The organism is Pseudomonas sp. ICBG1301 (assembly GCF_016918385.1).
GTDB lineage: Bacteria > Pseudomonadota > Gammaproteobacteria > Pseudomonadales > Pseudomonadaceae > Aquipseudomonas > Aquipseudomonas palleroniana.
This window is the reverse complement of the sequence record NZ_JAEKGB010000002.1, coordinates 318,191-334,950: the sequence shown is the minus strand read 5'-3', so window position 1 is coordinate 334,950 and position 16,760 is coordinate 318,191. Positions and strand designations below refer to the sequence as shown.

At 55.9% G+C, this 16,760-nt stretch carries 15 protein-coding genes and 5 pseudogenes; 4 read left to right on the top strand and 16 right to left on the bottom strand.

The annotated features are described in order from the left end of the window. Positions 1-43: 43 nt before the first annotated feature. The 9 genes and pseudogenes from JBE38_RS05425 to JBE38_RS27915 all read right to left on the bottom strand — a co-directional run. Positions 44-256, bottom strand: a pseudogene (locus JBE38_RS05425) (IS3 family transposase); the annotation flags it as partial. A 314-nt stretch (positions 257-570) separates the two neighbouring features. Next, positions 571-891 (bottom strand): hypothetical protein, encoded by a 321-nt coding sequence (locus JBE38_RS05420; protein ID WP_205343769.1) that lies wholly within the window; start codon positions 889-891, stop codon positions 571-573. Positions 892-1,785: 894 nt separating this feature from the next. Further along, on the bottom strand, positions 1,786-2,547 hold the full coding sequence (locus JBE38_RS05415) for an SDR family oxidoreductase (protein ID WP_205343768.1): 762 nt from the start codon (positions 2,545-2,547) through the stop codon (positions 1,786-1,788). Between the two features lie 28 nt (positions 2,548-2,575). Then, positions 2,576-3,403: a DMT family transporter gene (locus tag JBE38_RS05410; protein ID WP_060752867.1), complete on the bottom strand. Its 828-nt coding sequence runs from the start codon at positions 3,401-3,403 to the stop codon at positions 2,576-2,578. Positions 3,404-3,477: 74 nt separating this feature from the next. After that, a complete protein-coding gene (gene gcvA, locus JBE38_RS05405) occupies positions 3,478-4,383 on the bottom strand; it encodes a transcriptional regulator GcvA (protein ID WP_090371181.1) in 906 nt (301 codons plus the stop codon). A gap of 217 nt (positions 4,384-4,600) precedes the next feature. Continuing rightward, a pseudogene (locus tag JBE38_RS27930) lies at positions 4,601-5,116 on the bottom strand (methyl-accepting chemotaxis protein); the annotation flags it as partial. A gap of 345 nt (positions 5,117-5,461) precedes the next feature. After that, positions 5,462-6,544, bottom strand: a pseudogene (locus JBE38_RS27925) (cache domain-containing protein); the annotation flags it as partial. A 378-nt stretch (positions 6,545-6,922) separates the two neighbouring features. Further along, a pseudogene (locus JBE38_RS27920) lies at positions 6,923-7,912 on the bottom strand (methyl-accepting chemotaxis protein); the annotation flags it as partial. 300 nt (positions 7,913-8,212) lie between these two features. Then, positions 8,213-8,488, bottom strand: a pseudogene (locus JBE38_RS27915) (PAS domain-containing protein); the annotation flags it as partial. A 271-nt stretch (positions 8,489-8,759) separates the two neighbouring features. Here JBE38_RS27915 and JBE38_RS05390 point away from each other — a divergent pair. Beyond that, complete coding sequence (locus JBE38_RS05390; RefSeq protein ID WP_205343765.1) at positions 8,760-9,701, top strand: cupin; 942 nt, start codon at positions 8,760-8,762, stop codon at positions 9,699-9,701. 59 nt (positions 9,702-9,760) lie between these two features. On the opposite strand, the gene JBE38_RS05385 is transcribed toward JBE38_RS05390, so the two are convergent. Further along, complete coding sequence (locus tag JBE38_RS05385; RefSeq protein WP_205343764.1) at positions 9,761-10,645, bottom strand: LysR family transcriptional regulator; 885 nt, start codon at positions 10,643-10,645, stop codon at positions 9,761-9,763. Positions 10,646-10,739: 94 nt separating this feature from the next. On the opposite strand from JBE38_RS05385, the gene JBE38_RS05380 reads away from it, so the two are divergent. Next, the gene (locus JBE38_RS05380) at positions 10,740-11,876 is read left to right on the top strand and encodes a DSD1 family PLP-dependent enzyme (RefSeq protein WP_205343763.1); all 1,137 of its coding nucleotides are present in this window, start codon (positions 10,740-10,742) and stop codon (positions 11,874-11,876) included. Then, entirely contained in the window at positions 11,866-12,255 is a 390-nt protein-coding gene (locus JBE38_RS05375) for a RidA family protein (RefSeq protein ID WP_205343762.1), read from the top strand. The genes JBE38_RS05380 and JBE38_RS05375 overlap by 11 nt, the downstream gene beginning before the upstream one ends. Before the next feature lie 94 nt (positions 12,256-12,349). Here JBE38_RS05375 and JBE38_RS05370 read toward each other — a convergent pair whose 3' ends face one another. Beyond that, positions 12,350-12,706, bottom strand: coding sequence for a hypothetical protein (locus JBE38_RS05370; protein ID WP_090371194.1), 357 nt, complete (start codon positions 12,704-12,706; stop codon positions 12,350-12,352). Between the two features lie 268 nt (positions 12,707-12,974). Between JBE38_RS05370 and JBE38_RS05365 the strand changes: the two genes are divergently transcribed. Then, positions 12,975-14,165, top strand: a complete 1,191-nt coding sequence (locus JBE38_RS05365) for an IS4 family transposase (RefSeq protein ID WP_205343761.1) — start codon at positions 12,975-12,977, stop codon at positions 14,163-14,165. Between the two features lie 29 nt (positions 14,166-14,194). Here JBE38_RS05365 and JBE38_RS05360 read toward each other — a convergent pair whose 3' ends face one another. The 5 genes from JBE38_RS05360 to JBE38_RS27910 all read right to left on the bottom strand — a co-directional run bounded on the left by JBE38_RS05360 (position 14,195) and on the right by JBE38_RS27910 (position 16,681). Beyond that, on the bottom strand, positions 14,195-14,827 hold the full coding sequence (locus JBE38_RS05360) for a hypothetical protein (protein WP_205343760.1): 633 nt from the start codon (positions 14,825-14,827) through the stop codon (positions 14,195-14,197). A 197-nt stretch (positions 14,828-15,024) separates the two neighbouring features. Continuing rightward, complete coding sequence (locus tag JBE38_RS27625; protein WP_240202424.1) at positions 15,025-15,309, bottom strand: hypothetical protein; 285 nt, start codon at positions 15,307-15,309, stop codon at positions 15,025-15,027. 28 nt (positions 15,310-15,337) lie between these two features. Further along, on the bottom strand, positions 15,338-15,631 hold the full coding sequence (locus tag JBE38_RS05350; RefSeq protein ID WP_060752858.1) for a hypothetical protein: 294 nt from the start codon (positions 15,629-15,631) through the stop codon (positions 15,338-15,340). Positions 15,632-15,785: 154 nt separating this feature from the next. After that, on the bottom strand, positions 15,786-16,250 hold the full coding sequence (locus tag JBE38_RS05345) for a hypothetical protein (protein ID WP_205343759.1): 465 nt from the start codon (positions 16,248-16,250) through the stop codon (positions 15,786-15,788). 353 nt (positions 16,251-16,603) lie between these two features. Then, entirely contained in the window at positions 16,604-16,681 is a 78-nt protein-coding gene (locus JBE38_RS27910) for a hypothetical protein (protein ID WP_435530825.1), read from the bottom strand. Between the last annotated feature and the right edge of the window lie 79 nt (positions 16,682-16,760).

Below are 16,760 nucleotides of genomic sequence, written 5' to 3'. Positions count from 1 at the left end.
CGCCACTAACTTTTACACATCCTGAATTGCCCCAAACCCTCAAGACGCCTTGCAAGTTCATTGCGTAAATTTTTTCAAACTCTACCGCTGACAACTGATTATTGAAACAATGGCGGCGTTTTACGTTGTAGAACATCTCGATGTAATTGAACACATCACTACGAGCATCTTCGCGCATGGAATAGATTTTCCGCTTGATCCGTTCCCGCTCTAGAAACTGAAAAAAGCTCCCAGCCACGGCGTTGTCATGACAGTTCACATGACCACCTTCTTGCAGAGCCCGAACCGCCTGAATGTCGCCCTGACTAGGGCGCGCTACTGCTGGATCCTGTGGGCGATCGCCATGCACTGCGTAAAAACAAAGACAGCCTGCTCGACAATTCGCCGCTGAAGATACCTGGGAGGCCTAGCTACATGACAAGCATTAACGCCGAACGCGGCAGTACCGGAGCTCAAAGCAACCGCCGTAATCGAAGCATTGTTGGCATTCTGCTAACCGCAATGAAGCTGCTCCTGTAATAGGACAGCAGACCGCGGCGCCCCTATTGGGGCTGCTGTGGCCCCATCTATCTAGCATGTGCTCGAATTCGTCTGCGGGACAAAGAGACGAGCGGTGCGCGTCAAAGCAAGATCGGCGCGAGTATCTTCAGTTGCTGGAGGACAAAACACAGAAAACATGCCCCACCGGCTGAAAAAAGCCCGAGTTGGACGACGGCTCAAAGGGCGCATGGAGTTCTGCCACTGGGCGACAATTCGAGTGAACGTCAGCGCCGATGAGTCGGTGCGAAAAAGATAGACCAAGCCTTCGGTATAGGCTGATACGGTCAGGTTTCGGTGGGTCGGCAGCTCTGTGATGAAGGTCAAAGGCGTGTCGAACCAGCGGATCGCCAAATCCCCTCCTTTCCAACCTTGGCTGTCTTCACCGTACTCTCATCAATGATCGACAAATACAGGCTACGCAGAGGCATATTCAATGGGGATAGGCGGTAACTTGGTGAGAACCTGTTCAACTCCTCTGGCAGCCCCTCGTCTCGCCAAATAATGGTAGACGTCAGTTGGGCATATTCATCAAGGGCGTGTTCCCGAGCTGCTGCGAAATCGTAGAAACCGCCGTAAGCGGGAGCGTTCCCTTACTGAACGATTCCGAGAGCAACCTGGTAGGTATCAGCACTTCCCCGCGGCCTCCCCGCCTTAAGGTCATAAGTTTTGATGTCCTCCATCGTCGCAATTCATCTTCGACTAGCGCGAGCAACCAGCGTCGACCTTCAATTCCCAGGTACTACTGTTTCCCTGCAGAGTTCGCTTAAGCAGAACGGGGCACCTCCACTCGAACCAGAGCACAGCGAGCACATAGAAACCACCGCTGACCAGCAACCAGCCGAAGGGCCCGACAGCAACCTCGACCCCTTTCAGTAATGGCGCGGCTTGTAGAAAACCAGCTACCAAGCCTGCGACCGCTGCGAGCTTGATGCCGCCATCCGAATCCAACTGGATCTCTGTCAGAAAATCGCCAGTCGCGACCGCTCGCACACCCGGTCAAAGTGGGGGCAACATTGGGGGCATATTTGAAATTTTTCTGCCTGAAAATACCGTCCTAGAGCCCAGTCAAAATGTTTTCGGGGATCCTGACAATCTCTAAGCATCGCCAAACAGCTCGTTAAACTGATTATTTCTGGCTTTCCGGGCTATCCCCCTCCAAACAAGCGCCCGAACATGGATTCGGGCTGTGCTGCTTATATAAATCATGACCGGAAAGACTTTCCGTGCGGGCTTCCACAATCTGACTCATTTACCGCCCGTCACATCCAGGAATGTACCAGTAACAAACGATGCCTCCGCACTCGCCAACCATAGAATCGCGCGGGCCACTTCCTCAGGCTGTCCGCCCCGCCCCATGGGGATCGAGTCCTTGACACGATCGACCCGCCCCGGCTCACCGCCGCTGGCATGCATTTCGGTATAGATATGTCCGGGGCGAATACAGTTAACGCGTATGCCGTCGCGTGCGACCTCCTTTGCAAAGCCAATGGTGAAAGTCTCCAAGGCTCCCTTTGACGCCGCATAGTCGACATACTCATTGGGGCTGCCAAGGCGCGCCGACGCCGAAGACACATTGACCACCACGCCGCCCGGGCCGTTGTGACGGTAAGCCATACGCTTTACCGCCTGCTGGGCGCAGAGGATTGGCCCGATGGAATTGACCGCGAAAATGCGCTGCATCCGCTCGAAGCCGAGATCCTCCAGGCGTGACTGAGTCGCCAGCATTCCGGCGTTATTGACCAAGACGTCAATGCGTCCGAACGAGTGGTCGATCGCCGCGAACAAATCAGCCACCTGCCGAGGGTCTGCACTGTCGGCCCGCATCGCCAACGCTCTGCGACCCAACGCTTCCACATCCGCAACCACAGCCAGCGCTGCGGCCTCGTTGGTAACGTAGCTGATCGCGACGTCATAACCTCTTGCAGCAGCCAGCCGGGCCGTTGCTGCCCCTACTCCACGACTTCCACCCGTGATTAGAATCAGCGGTGCCTGCGAGACGTCGACCATTAGATATTGCTCCTGAGCCGTGGCTGTATCAGCCGATGAGTAAGGTGCCGCTGGCGATCACTACGCACGCCAGTATCCGGCGTGCGGTTAACGTCTCGCCGAGGAAGACATAGCCGATCAACGCCGCAAACAGCACGCTGGTTTCACGCAATGCGGATACCGCGCCCAAAGGCGCTTCGTTCATCGCGTAGATGACCATTGCATACGCGAGCAAAGAGACCAGCCCGCCGACCACAGCAGTCGCTGTTCCGGGCCGGGCAGAGAATAAGCTGCGGGCATCACGCAGACCGATGTAGACCACCGGCATCAACACGCCCCACAGGGCGCACATCCACACGGTGTAGGCCAGCGGCGCACCGGAGAGCCTGGCACCGATGCCGTCGACCACGCTGTAGGCCGCGATAAAGCCGCCCGTTCCCAGCGCATAGGGCAGGCTGGGAACCGAAAGACTGCGCCCTCTGAAGGCCAGGGAAATAATCCCGCATGACACCAGCGTAACGCCGAGCAACTCGCCAGGCGTGATGCTTTCTCCGGCAAAAACGGCTGCACCCAAGGTGATCAGCACTGGAGACGACCCACGTGAAATCGGATAGATCTGCCCCAGGTCGCCGACTCGATAACTGCGCACCAGAAACAGGTTGTAGCCCACATGCAGCAACCCCGAAAGCACCGCATAGCCCCAGCTTTCAATAGCGGGGGGCAGCATGAATGCTGCGGCAACGAGACTGGTGACGGCGATGGCAATGCACATCACTGTCATCGACCATAGCCGATCAGCGCCACTGCGCAGCAGCGCGTTCCAGCTGGCATGCAGGAGCGCGGCGAAAAGCACGAGGAAGATGAGATGGATAGGCATGCGCCACTCTAGGCAATTCGGCGCCGGGACTAAAGCGAAGGCTCCTCATCGCAGCATGAATGAATGCTCATACATTAAGGTTCTACGTGTTTTACCTTCAGCGCCTCATCGACCAACCATTGACGAAAGCTGGCGATGTGCGGCTGTGATTCAATGCCCTTGGGGCAGACGAAGTAATAAGCGAGCGGCGATGGGAACGGCACATCGAACAGCCGAACCAAGCGGCCATCGCCGATTTCGCTCTCGACATGCCCGCTGCGCACCAATGCAACGCCTTGGCCGAGCAGGGCCGCTTCCACCGTCATGTTGGTATCGCCAAACCTGACGCTTTCCTGAAGCGGCAAATAGGCCAGCCCGACGGCTTGAAACCACACTTCCCACTTGGGTACCAACTCGGCACCGTCCCGCGTCAGAAGCGGAAAATGTAACAATTCCGCGGGGTTCTGCGGAGTGCCGACGCGCCGCAACAGTTCTGGGCTGGCCACAGGAAATACCTGCTCCCCAAACAGGAACTCAGAATGCAGACCGGGGTAATTGCCCTTGCCGAGCCTGATCGCAACATCAGCCTGGCCGTGAGAGAAGTGAATTATTTTATCCGTGGTATCCAGCGAGACCAAAAGCTCCGGGTGCTGACGAGAGAGACGCGGCAAGCGTGGCAGCAGCCATTTGAGCGCGAAGGAATAGGTGGTACTGACGCTGAGTCGAACCCTGTCTTTCTGCTCGCGCAAATCACCCAGAGTCGCCTCCAGGCTGATGAAAAACTCGCGCACGATGGGCGCCAGCGCAGCCCCCGCTGCCGTGAGGCGTAACGCCTTGCCACGTTCAAACAACTGCACGCCCCAAAGGGCCTCAAGATGCCTGAGCTGGTGGCTGACCGCGCTTTGAGTCACATGTAGTTCCTGTGCGGCCGACGTAAAGGTCAAGTGCCGGGTGGCAACTTCAAATGCGCGCAAGGTCGCGGTGGGCGGCAGGTCTCTCATGGGCAGTATCCAGCGAGCTATCAGAAAAGTGCATGCATGAACGTTCGCTCATGATAGGCATAAACTCACTCGGGACGCTGTGTTCTCCATCAATCCCCCGCGCCGACGGCGTCGGCCAAGCCTGAGACATAACCTGCGGGCACGCCCAGGGAAAAGACTGCATTGACCGCCCGAATGAAAACGATGAAAGCTCACCGTTTTCATTCGGCCTGAGAGACTAATATTTAAAACGCCCTACCAGGCCTTTAAGCTCCCCGGAAATCTCTATCAACCGCCCCGAGCCAGTCTGTGACGACTGGGCAAAGCCTTCGACCAACTGGGCATCGGCATGGATCTGTGCGATGTGCCGGTTGATCTCTTCAGCCACCTGGTGCTGCTGCTCGGCGGCGGTGGCGATCTGAGTGTTCTGGTCGCGGATCGAGTCCACCGAGCCGCGGATCTTGTCGAAGCTGTCACGGGCCTGCTGGATGCGTTCCACGCTGGCGTGGGACACCTGCAGGCTGCCTTGCATCTGTTGCGTGACTTCCTGGGTGCGGCGGGCGAGATTGCCCAGCAGGCTGTCGATCTCACCCGTGGAGTCGGCTGTGCGACGCGCCAGGGCACGCACTTCGTCGGCGACCACGGCGAAACCACGGCCCTGGTCACCGGCACGCGCCGCTTCAATCGCGGCGTTGAGCGCGAGCAGGTTGGTCTGCTCGGCGATCGAGCGGATGGTGTCGAGAATGGTGTTGATGTTCTGGCTGTCCTGCTCCAGCAACTGCATGGTCTGGGTCGATTTCTGAAGGTCTTCGCTGAGCTTGAGCACGCTGCCGGTGGCTTCGCCGATGTGCTGCTGACCGTCATGGACGTCGCGGTAGCCTTCGTCGGCACTCGACGCGGCGGCGCTGCATGAGCGTGCGACCTCGTTGGCGGTCGCCACCATTTCGTTGAACGCCGTGCTCACCAGCTCCACGGCTTCACGCTGGCGACCTGCGGCCTGGTTCATGTTGTTGGCCACTTCGCTGGTGTCGACGGCGGCGGTCTGCAGGTCCGATGATGCGTTGCCGATGCGCTGCACCAATTGGGCGATCATGCCCAGGAACTGGTTGAACCAGCCCGCCAGGCCGGCGGTTTCGTCCTTGCCCTGCACCTTGAGTTGGCGTGTCAGGTCGCCCTCTCCTTCGGCGATTTCCTGCAGCCCGTCGGCCACGCCGCGAATCGGACGCACGATGACGCGGGCAAAGCTGGCGCCGACAAGCGCGAACACCAAGGCCAATACTGCTGCAATGGCGGCGATCAACCAGGTCAGGCGGGTGGCGTCGGCCATCACTTCATCACGCTTGATCAGGCCGATAAAGCGCCAGCCCAGGTCCTTGGAACTGACCACGTTAGCCATGTAGGGCACGCCATCAATCTCGATCTGGGTCACGCCGTCGACGCGCTTGGCCAGTTCGGCGTAGTTGGGGCCAAGGTCAGCCAGGGGTTTGAAGTTGTGCTTGGCGTCGCTGGGGTCTACCAGCACGTTACCGTTGGCTTCCACCAGCATCAGGTAGCCGCTGTGGCCCAGCTTGATGTTGCGCACCAGTTCCGTGAGCTGTTTGAGCGACACGTCCAGGCCCACCACGCCGAGGATATTGCCGGCAGCATCGGCGACGGTGTGCACGGTGCCGATCAGCGTCACATCGTCCGGCGCCCAGTAGTAGGCACCGGTGCGCACGGTGGTGCCTGGCGCGGCGATGGCCGCTTTGTACCAGGGACGCACGCGGGGGTCATAGTTGTTCAGTTTGGTATCGTCCGGCCAGCTGGCGTAGCCGCCGTCGCTCAAGCCCAGTGACAGGTAGGCGGTACTCGGATGGCTTTTGGCGAACTGGTCGAATATCGCCAGCAGCTCTTTGTTGGTCGGGGTCAGCGGAATTTGTGCGGCATCGGCGCCGGCGTAGCTCTTGAGGTCCTTGGCCGCGACCACACGCGGGTCCTTGGCGACGTAGTCGACGTTTTGGCTGATGCCGTCGAAAAACTGCTTCATGCCATTGTCGATCTGGCGGATCTCGCGACCGCTGCTGTCGAGAAAATTGGCCTGGGCCCCCTCCCGCACATTCAGCACTACCAAAACGGCGACCAGGATGACCGGGATGCACGCGATAGCCGCGAACGCCCAGGTCAGCTTCTGCTTGATATTCATGACTTCACCTGCGGGTATTTATAGTTTTGGCAAGGAGAAACGCTAGAGCTGACGTCGCATGTGTTGTTATCGGAAGCCATGCTTAGACTGAATTATCGGCCGCGTTGAAGCGCACTTTAGGAAGATACCGGGAGCTTTTGTACGGCGAATATCCAGGCTGCACCCAATAAAAAAGGCCTGCGCAAGGCGTAATACCAGTCAGTTAAAGCTTGACGCGGTCATTGTGGGAGGGGCGGTGCGACGATTCGACTTGCTCCCGATGGCCGCGAAGCGGCACCAGCTTTGGGTTTGAAAAGGCTGGGCCTGCTGCGCAGTCCATCGGGAGCAAGCCCCCTCCCACAGGTTATTAACTGACCAGCATTATGCTAAGGGCAGGCTTTATCGATTAAAGCGCTCGACCAGGGAGTATTGCGTGGAAGCCGTGCGGGTCAGCTCGGTGTTCAGCCCTGCCGATTGGTTCGCCTGCTCCGAAGTCTGATCAGCCAGCTGGGCGATAGTAGCGATGTTCTGGCTGATTTCCTCGGCCACCGCGCTTTGCTCTTCCGTAGCGCTCGCAATCTGGGTGGTCATGTCGGTGATGTTGGCGACGGCTTCACTGATGCCCAGCAACGCCTTGTCCGCCTCGAGCACTTGGAGTACGCCCTCTTCGGCCTGGCGGCAACCGCTCTCCATGGTTTGCACGGCTTTGCCGGACGAGACCTGAAGCGTGGTGATCAGTTGATGGATCTGCGTGGTCGATTGCGAGGTGCGCTGTGCCAGCTGGCGGACCTCATCGGCCACCACGGCAAAGCCTCGGCCCATGTCGCCGGCACGGGCAGCTTCAATGGCGGCATTCAGTGCCAGCAGGTTGGTCTGATCGGCGATGCCTTTGATCACATCCACGACCGTGCCGATTTCATCACTGTCCCGCGCCAACTGCGCCACAGTCAGGCCGGTTTCGCTCACCACATTCGACAGACGCTCAATGGCTTCGCGAGTTTCCCGGGTTACATCGCGGCCACGCCCCGTCAGCTGGTTGGCCTGCTGGGTGGCATCAGCGGTGCGTTGCACATGCCGGGCAACTTCCTGGGTCGTCGTCGCCATCTGGTTGACTGCGGCCGACACCTGCTCAGTCTCGACACGCTGGCGCTCCAGGCCTTTCGAGCCCTCAGCGGCCAGCGCCTCGGATTGCCCCGCAAGTCGGCTGAGCTGCTCGGCGGTGTCCTGCAAACGGGTAAGGCAAGTCTTCAGACGCGCAGTCTGACTGACGAAAGCCGTTTCCAGGCGGGCTTGCGGGCCACGGGCATCGCTGTACATCTGCGCAATCAACGCATCGGAGGTCGAGGGTTCGGTCATCTGTAACAGGTGCTGCGTTCCGCGCTTTTGCCAACGTGAAAAGACCCAGCCGACCGGTAACGCCACGGCTGCCGCCACACCGAATGCCAACGGCGCACTGAAGAACACACCGCTCACCGCACCCGCCAGCCCGGTGGCCAGATATGGCAGGCAATCCTGCGCAGCACACACCCAGTTGTCCCAGCGAGGGATGGCCGACTTTCCTTGGCTGATACGCTGATAGAGCGCTTGCGCCCGACGGACCTGATCCGCCGTCGGCTTGACCCTGACCGACTCGAAGCCCACCACCTGGCTGCCTTCGAATATCGGTGTGACGTACGCGTTGACCCAATAGTGATCGCCACTTTTGGAGCGGTTCTTGACGATCCCCATCCATGGCCGGCCTTGTTTAAGCGCACTCCACATGTGCGCGAATACGGCTGGGGGCACGTCCGGATGACGAACGATGTTTTGCGGAGCCCCTATCAGATCTTCTCGATTAAAACCGCTGATCTCGACAAACGCGTCATTGCAATAACTGATAACGCCTCGGGCATCTGTTGTAGAGATAAGTTTCTGCTGTGGGTCAAGTGAAACTTCGCGCTGAGTAACGGGTTGATTATTTCGCATAACAACTACCTTCTGTGACGTGTAAAGCCATCGGCATGCGTCAGGAAAAGTTAATACTTTTTTTTGAAATTTTTCTTATACATACAGACTTTTTACCGAAATCGAACAATAAACAAAGTTTTATAAACCTGAACGAAAGTACCAACTAAGAAGAAATAAACAAATAGCTTTGCCGCCACAACGGTCGCAGTTTCTATATATATCAGCGCGTTGCAGAAGGGCCTGATCCGGCCTACGCTGCATCCACGGATCAGCGAGCGAGGTGATAATCGTGAACAGCACATTCAGGATCGATGCAGTAGACGCCGTGCCGCCAAACGAGCGCGAAGCGGAATATTTCGAGTACAGCAAAGCGGCAAATCCGATCAGCGCCAAGCTCATTACAGGCGTGCCCTACCACAACTTTCCAGCCTCGCTCTGCGACTCAGGCCCCTCGCGGGTCGTGCCGCTGGACCTGAGCGAAGCATTGGGCTGCGAAGGGCCGGCCACCGGCCCCGGGCTTTGTGCCAACTTTATCCGCCTCAATGCGGGCGACAGCCTGACGCTCCAGCCCAACGCCACCTCGCAGGTTTTTTATGTGATTGCCGGCGCAGGTAAAGTGACCCAGGGCGAGCACACCCTGGAATGGTCCAAAGGCTGCTTCATGGCACTGCCAGGTCTGCTGGGCGCCTGTTTCAGCGCGACCGAGGACGCCCGGCTCTATTACGTGCATGACGAGCCCCTGTTGCGCTATCTCGGCGTGACCCGCAGCACTGACCGGTTCTTGCCGACGTTGTACCCGGCGCAGACCGCCAACGCGAAGTTGCGTGAAGCGGCCGATGACCCGCGTGCGCAAGACCGCAGCCGTATCAGCATCTTGTTGGGCAACCGCAATTTCCCGCAAACCCGAACCGTGACCCATGTGCTCTGGGCCATGTATGGAATTCTGCCGGCCGGTTCGGTCCAGAAGCCTCATCGGTATCAGTCCATTGCGCTGGATTTCATCGTCGATTGCCCGACAGGTTGCTACACCCTGGTCGGCACCGACCTGGACGCCGATGGCCAGATACGTCACCCGGTTCGCGTGGATTGGGCACCGGGGCTGGCGTTTGTCACGCCGCCCGGCTACTGGCACGCCCACTTCAACGAGTCCGGCCAGGAAGCGTTCCTGATCCCGATCCAGGACGCGGGGCTGCAGACCTACCTTCGCTCGCTGGATATCCGCTTCAGTTGATAGCAGTCGGGCAAGCGGCGCACTCGCATGAAGTATGCTTGCGCCGCCCTTTCAGCTGATCAGGCTTTCAAAGCATCCTCCAGAAACGCCACCAATGCCTCCACCCGCGGGCTACGCAGCTTGCGTGAGGGCACCAACAGGTTGATCGGCGCACTGTCGAATTGCCAATCCGCCAACACCCGGACCAGGCTACCGTTGGCGATTGCATCACTGACATCCCACTGCGAACGCAGTACCAAGCCCAAGCCTTGCTCGGCCCAACGCCGCGCGACGCTTCCATCGTTACTCAACAGCGCGGGTTCGATGCGCAGTGTTTTGCGCCCCTGCCCCTTACGCAGATGCCATAGCGTGACATCTTCATCATTTTCACGAATGCAAATGCAGCGATGCTCGGCCAGTTGCTCCGGTGAAGATGGCACCCCGTACTGCTCCAGATAGGCTGCGCTTGCGCACAACCATCGGTGGTTTTGCGTAAGGGGCCTGGCGATCCACAGGCTGTCGTTCAGGTGACCAATGTGAATAACCGCGTCGCTGTCGTGACGATCAGGCCATGGCGTTTCACGCAAATCCAGCTGCAGGCGCAGCTGTGGATGCAACCTGGCGAAGCGGGCCAGCAGCGGCGCAATCCGCTGGCGTCCATAGCCGAACGGCGCCGCCAGCCTGAGCGTGCCGGTCAGCCGCTGGTCCTGTTGCCTGAACGACTCCGGCAGCGCCTCCAGTTGCTCCAGCAACAGCGCACATTCACGGGAGAAACGCTCACCGTCGGCGGTCAGGCTCAAGCGCCGGGCATCACGATTGGCCAGGGTCAGCCCCAGCAGCGTCTCGAGCTTACGTAGGCGCATGGACAGTGCGGGTGGCGAGACGTTGAGCATTCTGGCCGCAGCGCTCAAAGACTCAGAGCGCGCCAGTGTTGCAGCCAGGCGTAGATCTTCGACAGAGATCATTCAATTTTACTTAATGATTGATGACCATTGATTGAACCACAACTTTACGAACGCTGAGTAGAGTGGCCGCGTCTCCAGCCACCTGAGTTCTGTCATGTCAGCCCCGATTGCCTCTCTCGATACCCCCGTCGCGCTAATCGATGTCTCGCGAATGCAGCGCAATATTCAGCGCATGCAGCAACGCATGCACAGCTTGGGTGTGCGCTTGCGCCCGCATATCAAAACCAGCAAATGCCTGCCCGTGATCAAGGCGCAGATAGCCGCCGGCGCGAGCGGCGTCACGGTGTCCACCCTGAAAGAAGCGGAGTATTGCTTTGCCGAGGGCATCAACGATGTGTTCTATGCCGTGGCCATAGCGCCCGGCAAGTTGGCTCAGGCCCTTGCACTCAGGCGCCAGGGCTGCAACTTGAGTGTGCTCACCGACAGCGTTGTCGGGGCCCAAGCGATTGTCACCTTCGCACGGCAACACGACGAACGTTTCGACGTGTGGATCGAGATAGATTGCGACGGCCACCGCTCAGGCTTGGCCGTTGAAGACCCTGCGCTGCTAGCGGTTGCCCGTGTCCTTGTCGAGGGCGGCCAGCAATTGCGCGGCGTGATGACCCACGCCGGCTCCAGCTATGAACTCGACACTCTTCCAGCATTGCAGGCCCTTGCCGAACAGGAACGCCAGCTCTGCGTCAGCGCCGCTGAAAAAATCCGCCAAGCCGGGATGGCCTGCCCGGAGGTCAGCATCGGTTCCACACCCACCGCCCTGTCGGCGCTGAACCTGGAAGGCGTGACGGAGGTACGTGCAGGTGTCTACGTATTCTTCGACCTGGTCATGCACAACATCGGCGTTTGCCAGGCGGACGAGTTGGCCCTGAGCGTGCTGACCACCGTCATCGGCCATCAGCAAGACAAAGGCTGGATCATCACCGACGCCGGCTGGATGGCCATGAGCCGTGATCGCGGCACCCAACGCCAGCGCCAGGATTTCGGCTACGGGCAGGTGTGTACCGAAGCTGGCGACTGGATCGAGGACGCGCGAGTGACTGGCGCCAACCAGGAGCACGGCATCATCACCCTTGGAGCGGCCCAGGGCACCGACATCGTGGCGCGCTTCCCCATCGGCAGCCGCCTGCGCATCCTGCCCAACCACGCGTGCGCTACTGGCGCGCAATTCCCGCACTACCACGCCTGCGACGCCGAAGGCGCCGTGCACACCTGGAGTCGCCTGCATGGCTGGTAAGATCGAGCTGATCCACACGACCAACGCGGCCGCTCCGGGCGGGCACTACTCCCAGGCGGTACTGCACCAGGGCGTTTTATACGTGTCCGGGCAGTTGCCGGTGCGCGCAAACGGCGAGCACAGCGCCGACCAACCGTTTGAGGTGCAAGCCTCGATCGTGCTCGACAACCTGATGGCAATCCTCAGCGCAGCGGGCCGGAGTGCGAGTGACCTGTTGAAGGTGACGGTGTATGTCGTGGGGGTAGAACACTGGGCCGCTTTTGACCGGGTTTATGCGCGTTATCTGGGAGAGCATCGGCCGACTCGTGCGGTGGTTCCGGTGGCGGGGTTGCATCATGGTTATTTGATAGAAATTGAGGCGGTGGTTGGTGGGTTGTAAGTGTCAGCGTGGGCCAAGGACGGTTTTTTAACTTTTTGTGGTCATGTCTGCTGGTTGGCTGGGGCTCCCTCAGGGGCTGCCCCCTATTTCCACATTAAACTACTGCAACAGGACAAATACCAAGCCGAGTAGAGATCACATAGGACTCAAGCCCGTTACACTCAGGGATGACTCTCAATGACTTTTCCCCCTCAAACTTCAACACCAGAATCCCCTCCTCTTCAAGCGAAGCACTTGTCACCTGGCAATTCAGATAATCAAAAAGCAACTCACTGGTGCTCACATCCTCACCGTGCCCCTGTTGTTTCCGTCCATGTATTTCACTTGTAAAGGGACACTGTATTAGCACGGTAGCACCATTCCCGAATATCAAAACCTGCGAGCCAACCCCGACTGTCACACCTGTAAGCACTGTTGAATCCAGTTCTGCCAAATCGGCGTCAATAATCATAAATACACTCTCATCGCTTAGGCGGCACAGTATTAGGCGGCAATGGCACATGTGTATCTCCCCTTGCGCCAGTACCACCGGTTGCTGGGTTTATCGGCTGTCCATTTTTCACAGAAATCCAATAACCATTTTCTAAACCGAGAAAATAGAGGTCAGACCCTGAGGGATCCCCGATTTTTCTTACCGAAAATCAAGAAGTTGGAATATTGAAGAGGCCTGCATGGGTCGGCAACTTGGTTTGCACCACACAAAACTAAGATCCGGACCCATGCAGACCATCCGATTTTTGCACAGAGCGCTCGCTCAAGCACTGCCCTCAATCCATTCTCGCCGCCTGACAACGCTGATGAGTTGTGTCAGTTCTTTACTGCAAGGTCGCCGCCTGACGCTGACTGCTCTTGGACGTTTTATGCCAGGTCGGGCGTACCCCAAACATGCGATCAAGCGAGTGGACCGATTGTTGGGTAATCAACACCTGAGAGCAGAACGCCCGCTGTTCTATTGGGTGATACTGCGGGCATTGTTGGGTTCCTTGAAGCATCCTTTAATCTTGGTGGACTGGTCTCGAATTGATGCTCCAGGCGACGCGTTCTTATTGAGAGCCGCGATCCCGTTTGCAGGGCGCTCGTTTCCTATTTATGAAAGTGTCCATGAACGCGAGAGTTGCCCAAAATATCAAAGCCGCCTACTCAAAACACTAGCTGAATTACTGCCTGATGGATGCGTTCCAATCCTGGTCACTAATGCGGGTTTCCGGCGCCCGTGGATGAAGGCCTTAGCAGCGCAAGGCTGGTATTACGTGGCTCGGATCAGAAATCGTGAGCTTTATCGTCGCGAAGAGAATGACTGGCAACCCGTAAAGAATTTATACGCTCTGGCCACTTCATCGCCTAAGTCGTTGGGCCGCGTCGAGATGACGCGAAGCGCCCCTCACTTTATCGATTTGTACTGTGTTCGGCATTCAGCCAAGGGCCGCAAACACCAACGAATCACGGGTTCAATCGCCAGAAGTAAGCTCAGCCGACAGTCCGCCAGGCGTGAGCGTGAGCCGTGGTTGCTTGCCAGCAACCTGGCGCGGGGTGAGTGGAGCCCAGCAAAAATCGTAGCGATTTATAAGCGGCGCATGCAGATCGAAGAAGGTTTCCGAGATTTAAAAAGCGAGCATCTGGGATTGGGCCTGAATCTGCATCGTAGCTATTGTCCAAAACGCATCGAAGTGTTGTTGATTGCCGCTTTGGCCAACTACCTCATCTTCTTAACAGGGTTACAGGCACGTGAGAACCAACTGGAAAGGCGCTTTCAAAGCAATAGCCTCAAGGAGCGGAGAGTACTTTCATTATGGCGTTTAGGCCTGGAGTATTGGCGCAGTTGCACAGGTTTCGGCGACCGAGAACACCTGAAAATACTGGAGCATTCTCTGCGTGATGAGGTGCACCATCAAGCGCAGAGCCTGGGATAGATTTGTGGGGATCCCTCAGGGTCTGTACCCTATTTCACATGCCTAAAAACATCAATTGACTTTTTCTTTTCTTGAAGCAGAGACAAAACGAAATCGGGTCTAAAATCCATCAAGAATTCAATAGCATCAAAAATTTTCCAACGATGTAATTCCGGATGATCGATTATAGCAACAAGGTGAACTTCAATAAGCGGCACATATTCCAAATAGTTCTTTCTTTTCACAAAGTCAAAAATTTTGGCTATTTCGAACGGCTTACTACTCGCCAACGAAATAATTTTCGATAGAGGAGAGTAAATTTGCGTTCTAGCCGCTTCAATTCCCCCGCGATCAGCCACGTTGGCAAAATATCGAGTTACAGCTAAGATTAGCTGGTGATAAGTGTCGTCGTAACCATATAGTCGGTGGGGGTATGCTCCTTCGATGCATTCGTTTTTTTCCATATCCCCTTCTAAGGCGACTAGACCTTCACAGAGCCCCCAACTGGTCAGCAGTTTCGCAGCCAAAAAGTGCTCTTCTTTATTATTCGTATGACGGAGCAAATTTAGCACAGCGCCAATTCTTTCCGGTGGAATATCCTCTGGATCCAAATCTCCTGCAGTCACAGCATAATCTGAATGCTCAGGAACGCTATTCAATAGTTCGTATGTTTTCGGGTCCATATAAACCTATTTTTTTACTTCTTAATATAGTCAGCCGGTACACAGCCCTTAATCAAATATTCCCCATCGCGCGTAGCGTTCTTAAGATCTCTCTCAGCATTAATCAACGAATCATTGTTATTTTCAGACGGATTTTTTGTGTACCTTGCCCGGGCCGCATCCACTTTCGATTGCAACTCCGCTGTCACTTGCTGATTTTACAAAAATTTGGTACCTGGCAGATTACCAGAATCAATGTCCTGCTTTAAGCGCTTCACATCGATCTCAATTTTATCAGAACCATAGTCTTTCGGGGTCGACGCTACACTTGGATCAGTAACAGATATATAGGGCGAATTCTCAGGATTGCCACCGCGCACGTGCGTTTGGACGCTGCCGGTCCCGTTGGCGTTAGGTGGAACCAATTCGCCGTTTTCATTAATATATGCTTTAGCCCTACCGTTTCCGTTGACCGCTGCGCTGAAGTCATCGTCGCTGCGCACAACAATCTCACGTGTCCCTTTTTCACCATCAGCCTTTTATGCGTTCTAAGAACTCAACCATTGCTAGCGGATCACGCTCCACAAGTTCTTCAATCAAATCTTCCGCTGCCCAATGCAGAATCATGTCCCCTCCCCCCCCATCCTTGCAGAGGATGAGATCACTTGACAAAGAAGAGTCAACAACGTTGACTTCTCTATCGCTGAGTGCCATCAGGCCACCGTAGCCATCATAAGGAATGACCCAGTAAAACCGTTCGTTCTCTATCCAGTAAATCCCAAACACCTTTACAGGCTCTTCTCGCCCAATTTCTCGAATAATCATATCCACGTCACTCAATAGTCCTACCGGGCTGCAGCATAGGGGGCAGCTGTTGCGGCGTAGGAAAACGGGGGGGCAGGTCACCATTCTTCATATTTTAAAGAGAAACTCTGCTGAACTCTAAAAAATGCAAAACGTGGTCTGCCTCCTATTCCCTTTACCTTTTTAGATCCTTTGGCAACGACCACCATGCCAACACCCCATTAACTAACCCCCCAACAAAGAAAGATATAACCACAGGCAACAAACTATCCAAAAAACTGTAATTATAGCTATTATGAAGAAAATAGCGGTCAACCAAAAACATCCAAAACGACGCAACACCCCCACCACAAATCGATGTAAACACGCAAACTCGAAAACTATTTCTTGGCCTTAAGATGGCGATACAACATGCAAATATAAAGGCAGGAATAAAGAAAATCAATTCCGCAAGAATAGGTGCACTTACTAGTACAGAAAGCGCTTCCCTGCCTCTGGCCTGCCCTAGCAAACGAGCATCACTAAATAAGCCTATAAACATAACAATTAAAGAGGCAGACCCTAAGATCACCCCCCCAAAAAAAGGCCCTAATAAAAACATCAAAAATAATTTAACTACTGGATATTTTTCAATACTCATGGCGTACACCCCTGATGCAACGAATAGCCGAGCAACTTACACCCATACTTCACTTTTGAACTATACTCCAAAATATCAACGCCACCTTCTTTACGCTAAGTCTCAACAAAAGGTATATATTTGATAATCCCGTCGGCATTAGCCGCTTTTTTGGGAAAAATAGGAAAATAGCTGTCAAACCACCATTCTTTATACTTATAAAGAGCAATTTTTCTGAACTCTAAAAAACGCAAAAACGTGGTCTGACCGTTATTCCCCCCACATTCAGCCTAAGCCTCTATATCTAAACTTGCCGCTTGGTTCTCAAGGATAAATAAAGTCTATACTAATTTTAACTTTAACTAAGTCCAAGGTTACCTCACAGCCACTCCACGCTGGCAAATAAAGGTTTGTCCTCCACCGCCTTGCACCACTTTATTTGTATTTTGCATCTGCGCCAGCTCATCAGGAGACATCCACCTTCCTACACGAGTCGTGCTGACATCGTCGATTGCCTTGGTTTCGCCAAGT

Coding starts and splice junctions, on each gene's coding strand:
- JBE38_RS05385 (WP_205343764.1), bottom strand. CDS start 10,645: ATGATCTCTGTCGAAGATCTACGCCTGGCTGCAACACTGGCGCGCTCT.
- JBE38_RS05370 (WP_090371194.1), bottom strand. CDS start 12,706: ATGATTATTGACGCCGATTTGGCAGAACTGGATTCAACAGTGCTTACA.
- gcvA (WP_090371181.1), bottom strand. CDS start 4,383: ATGAGAGACCTGCCGCCCACCGCGACCTTGCGCGCATTTGAAGTTGCC.
- JBE38_RS05375 (WP_205343762.1), top strand. CDS start 11,866: ATGGCTGGTAAGATCGAGCTGATCCACACGACCAACGCGGCCGCTCCG.
- JBE38_RS05380 (WP_205343763.1), top strand. CDS start 10,740: ATGTCAGCCCCGATTGCCTCTCTCGATACCCCCGTCGCGCTAATCGAT.
- JBE38_RS05360 (WP_205343760.1), bottom strand. CDS start 14,827: ATGGACCCGAAAACATACGAACTATTGAATAGCGTTCCTGAGCATTCA.
- JBE38_RS05415 (WP_205343768.1), bottom strand. CDS start 2,547: ATGGTCGACGTCTCGCAGGCACCGCTGATTCTAATCACGGGTGGAAGT.
- JBE38_RS05410 (WP_060752867.1), bottom strand. CDS start 3,403: ATGCCTATCCATCTCATCTTCCTCGTGCTTTTCGCCGCGCTCCTGCAT.
- JBE38_RS05345 (WP_205343759.1), bottom strand. CDS start 16,250: ATGAGTATTGAAAAATATCCAGTAGTTAAATTATTTTTGATGTTTTTA.
- JBE38_RS05365 (WP_205343761.1), top strand. CDS start 12,975: ATGCAGACCATCCGATTTTTGCACAGAGCGCTCGCTCAAGCACTGCCC.
- JBE38_RS27910 (WP_435530825.1), bottom strand. CDS start 16,681: ATGCAAAATACAAATAAAGTGGTGCAAGGCGGTGGAGGACAAACCTTT.
- JBE38_RS05350 (WP_060752858.1), bottom strand. CDS start 15,631: ATGATTATTCGAGAAATTGGGCGAGAAGAGCCTGTAAAGGTGTTTGGG.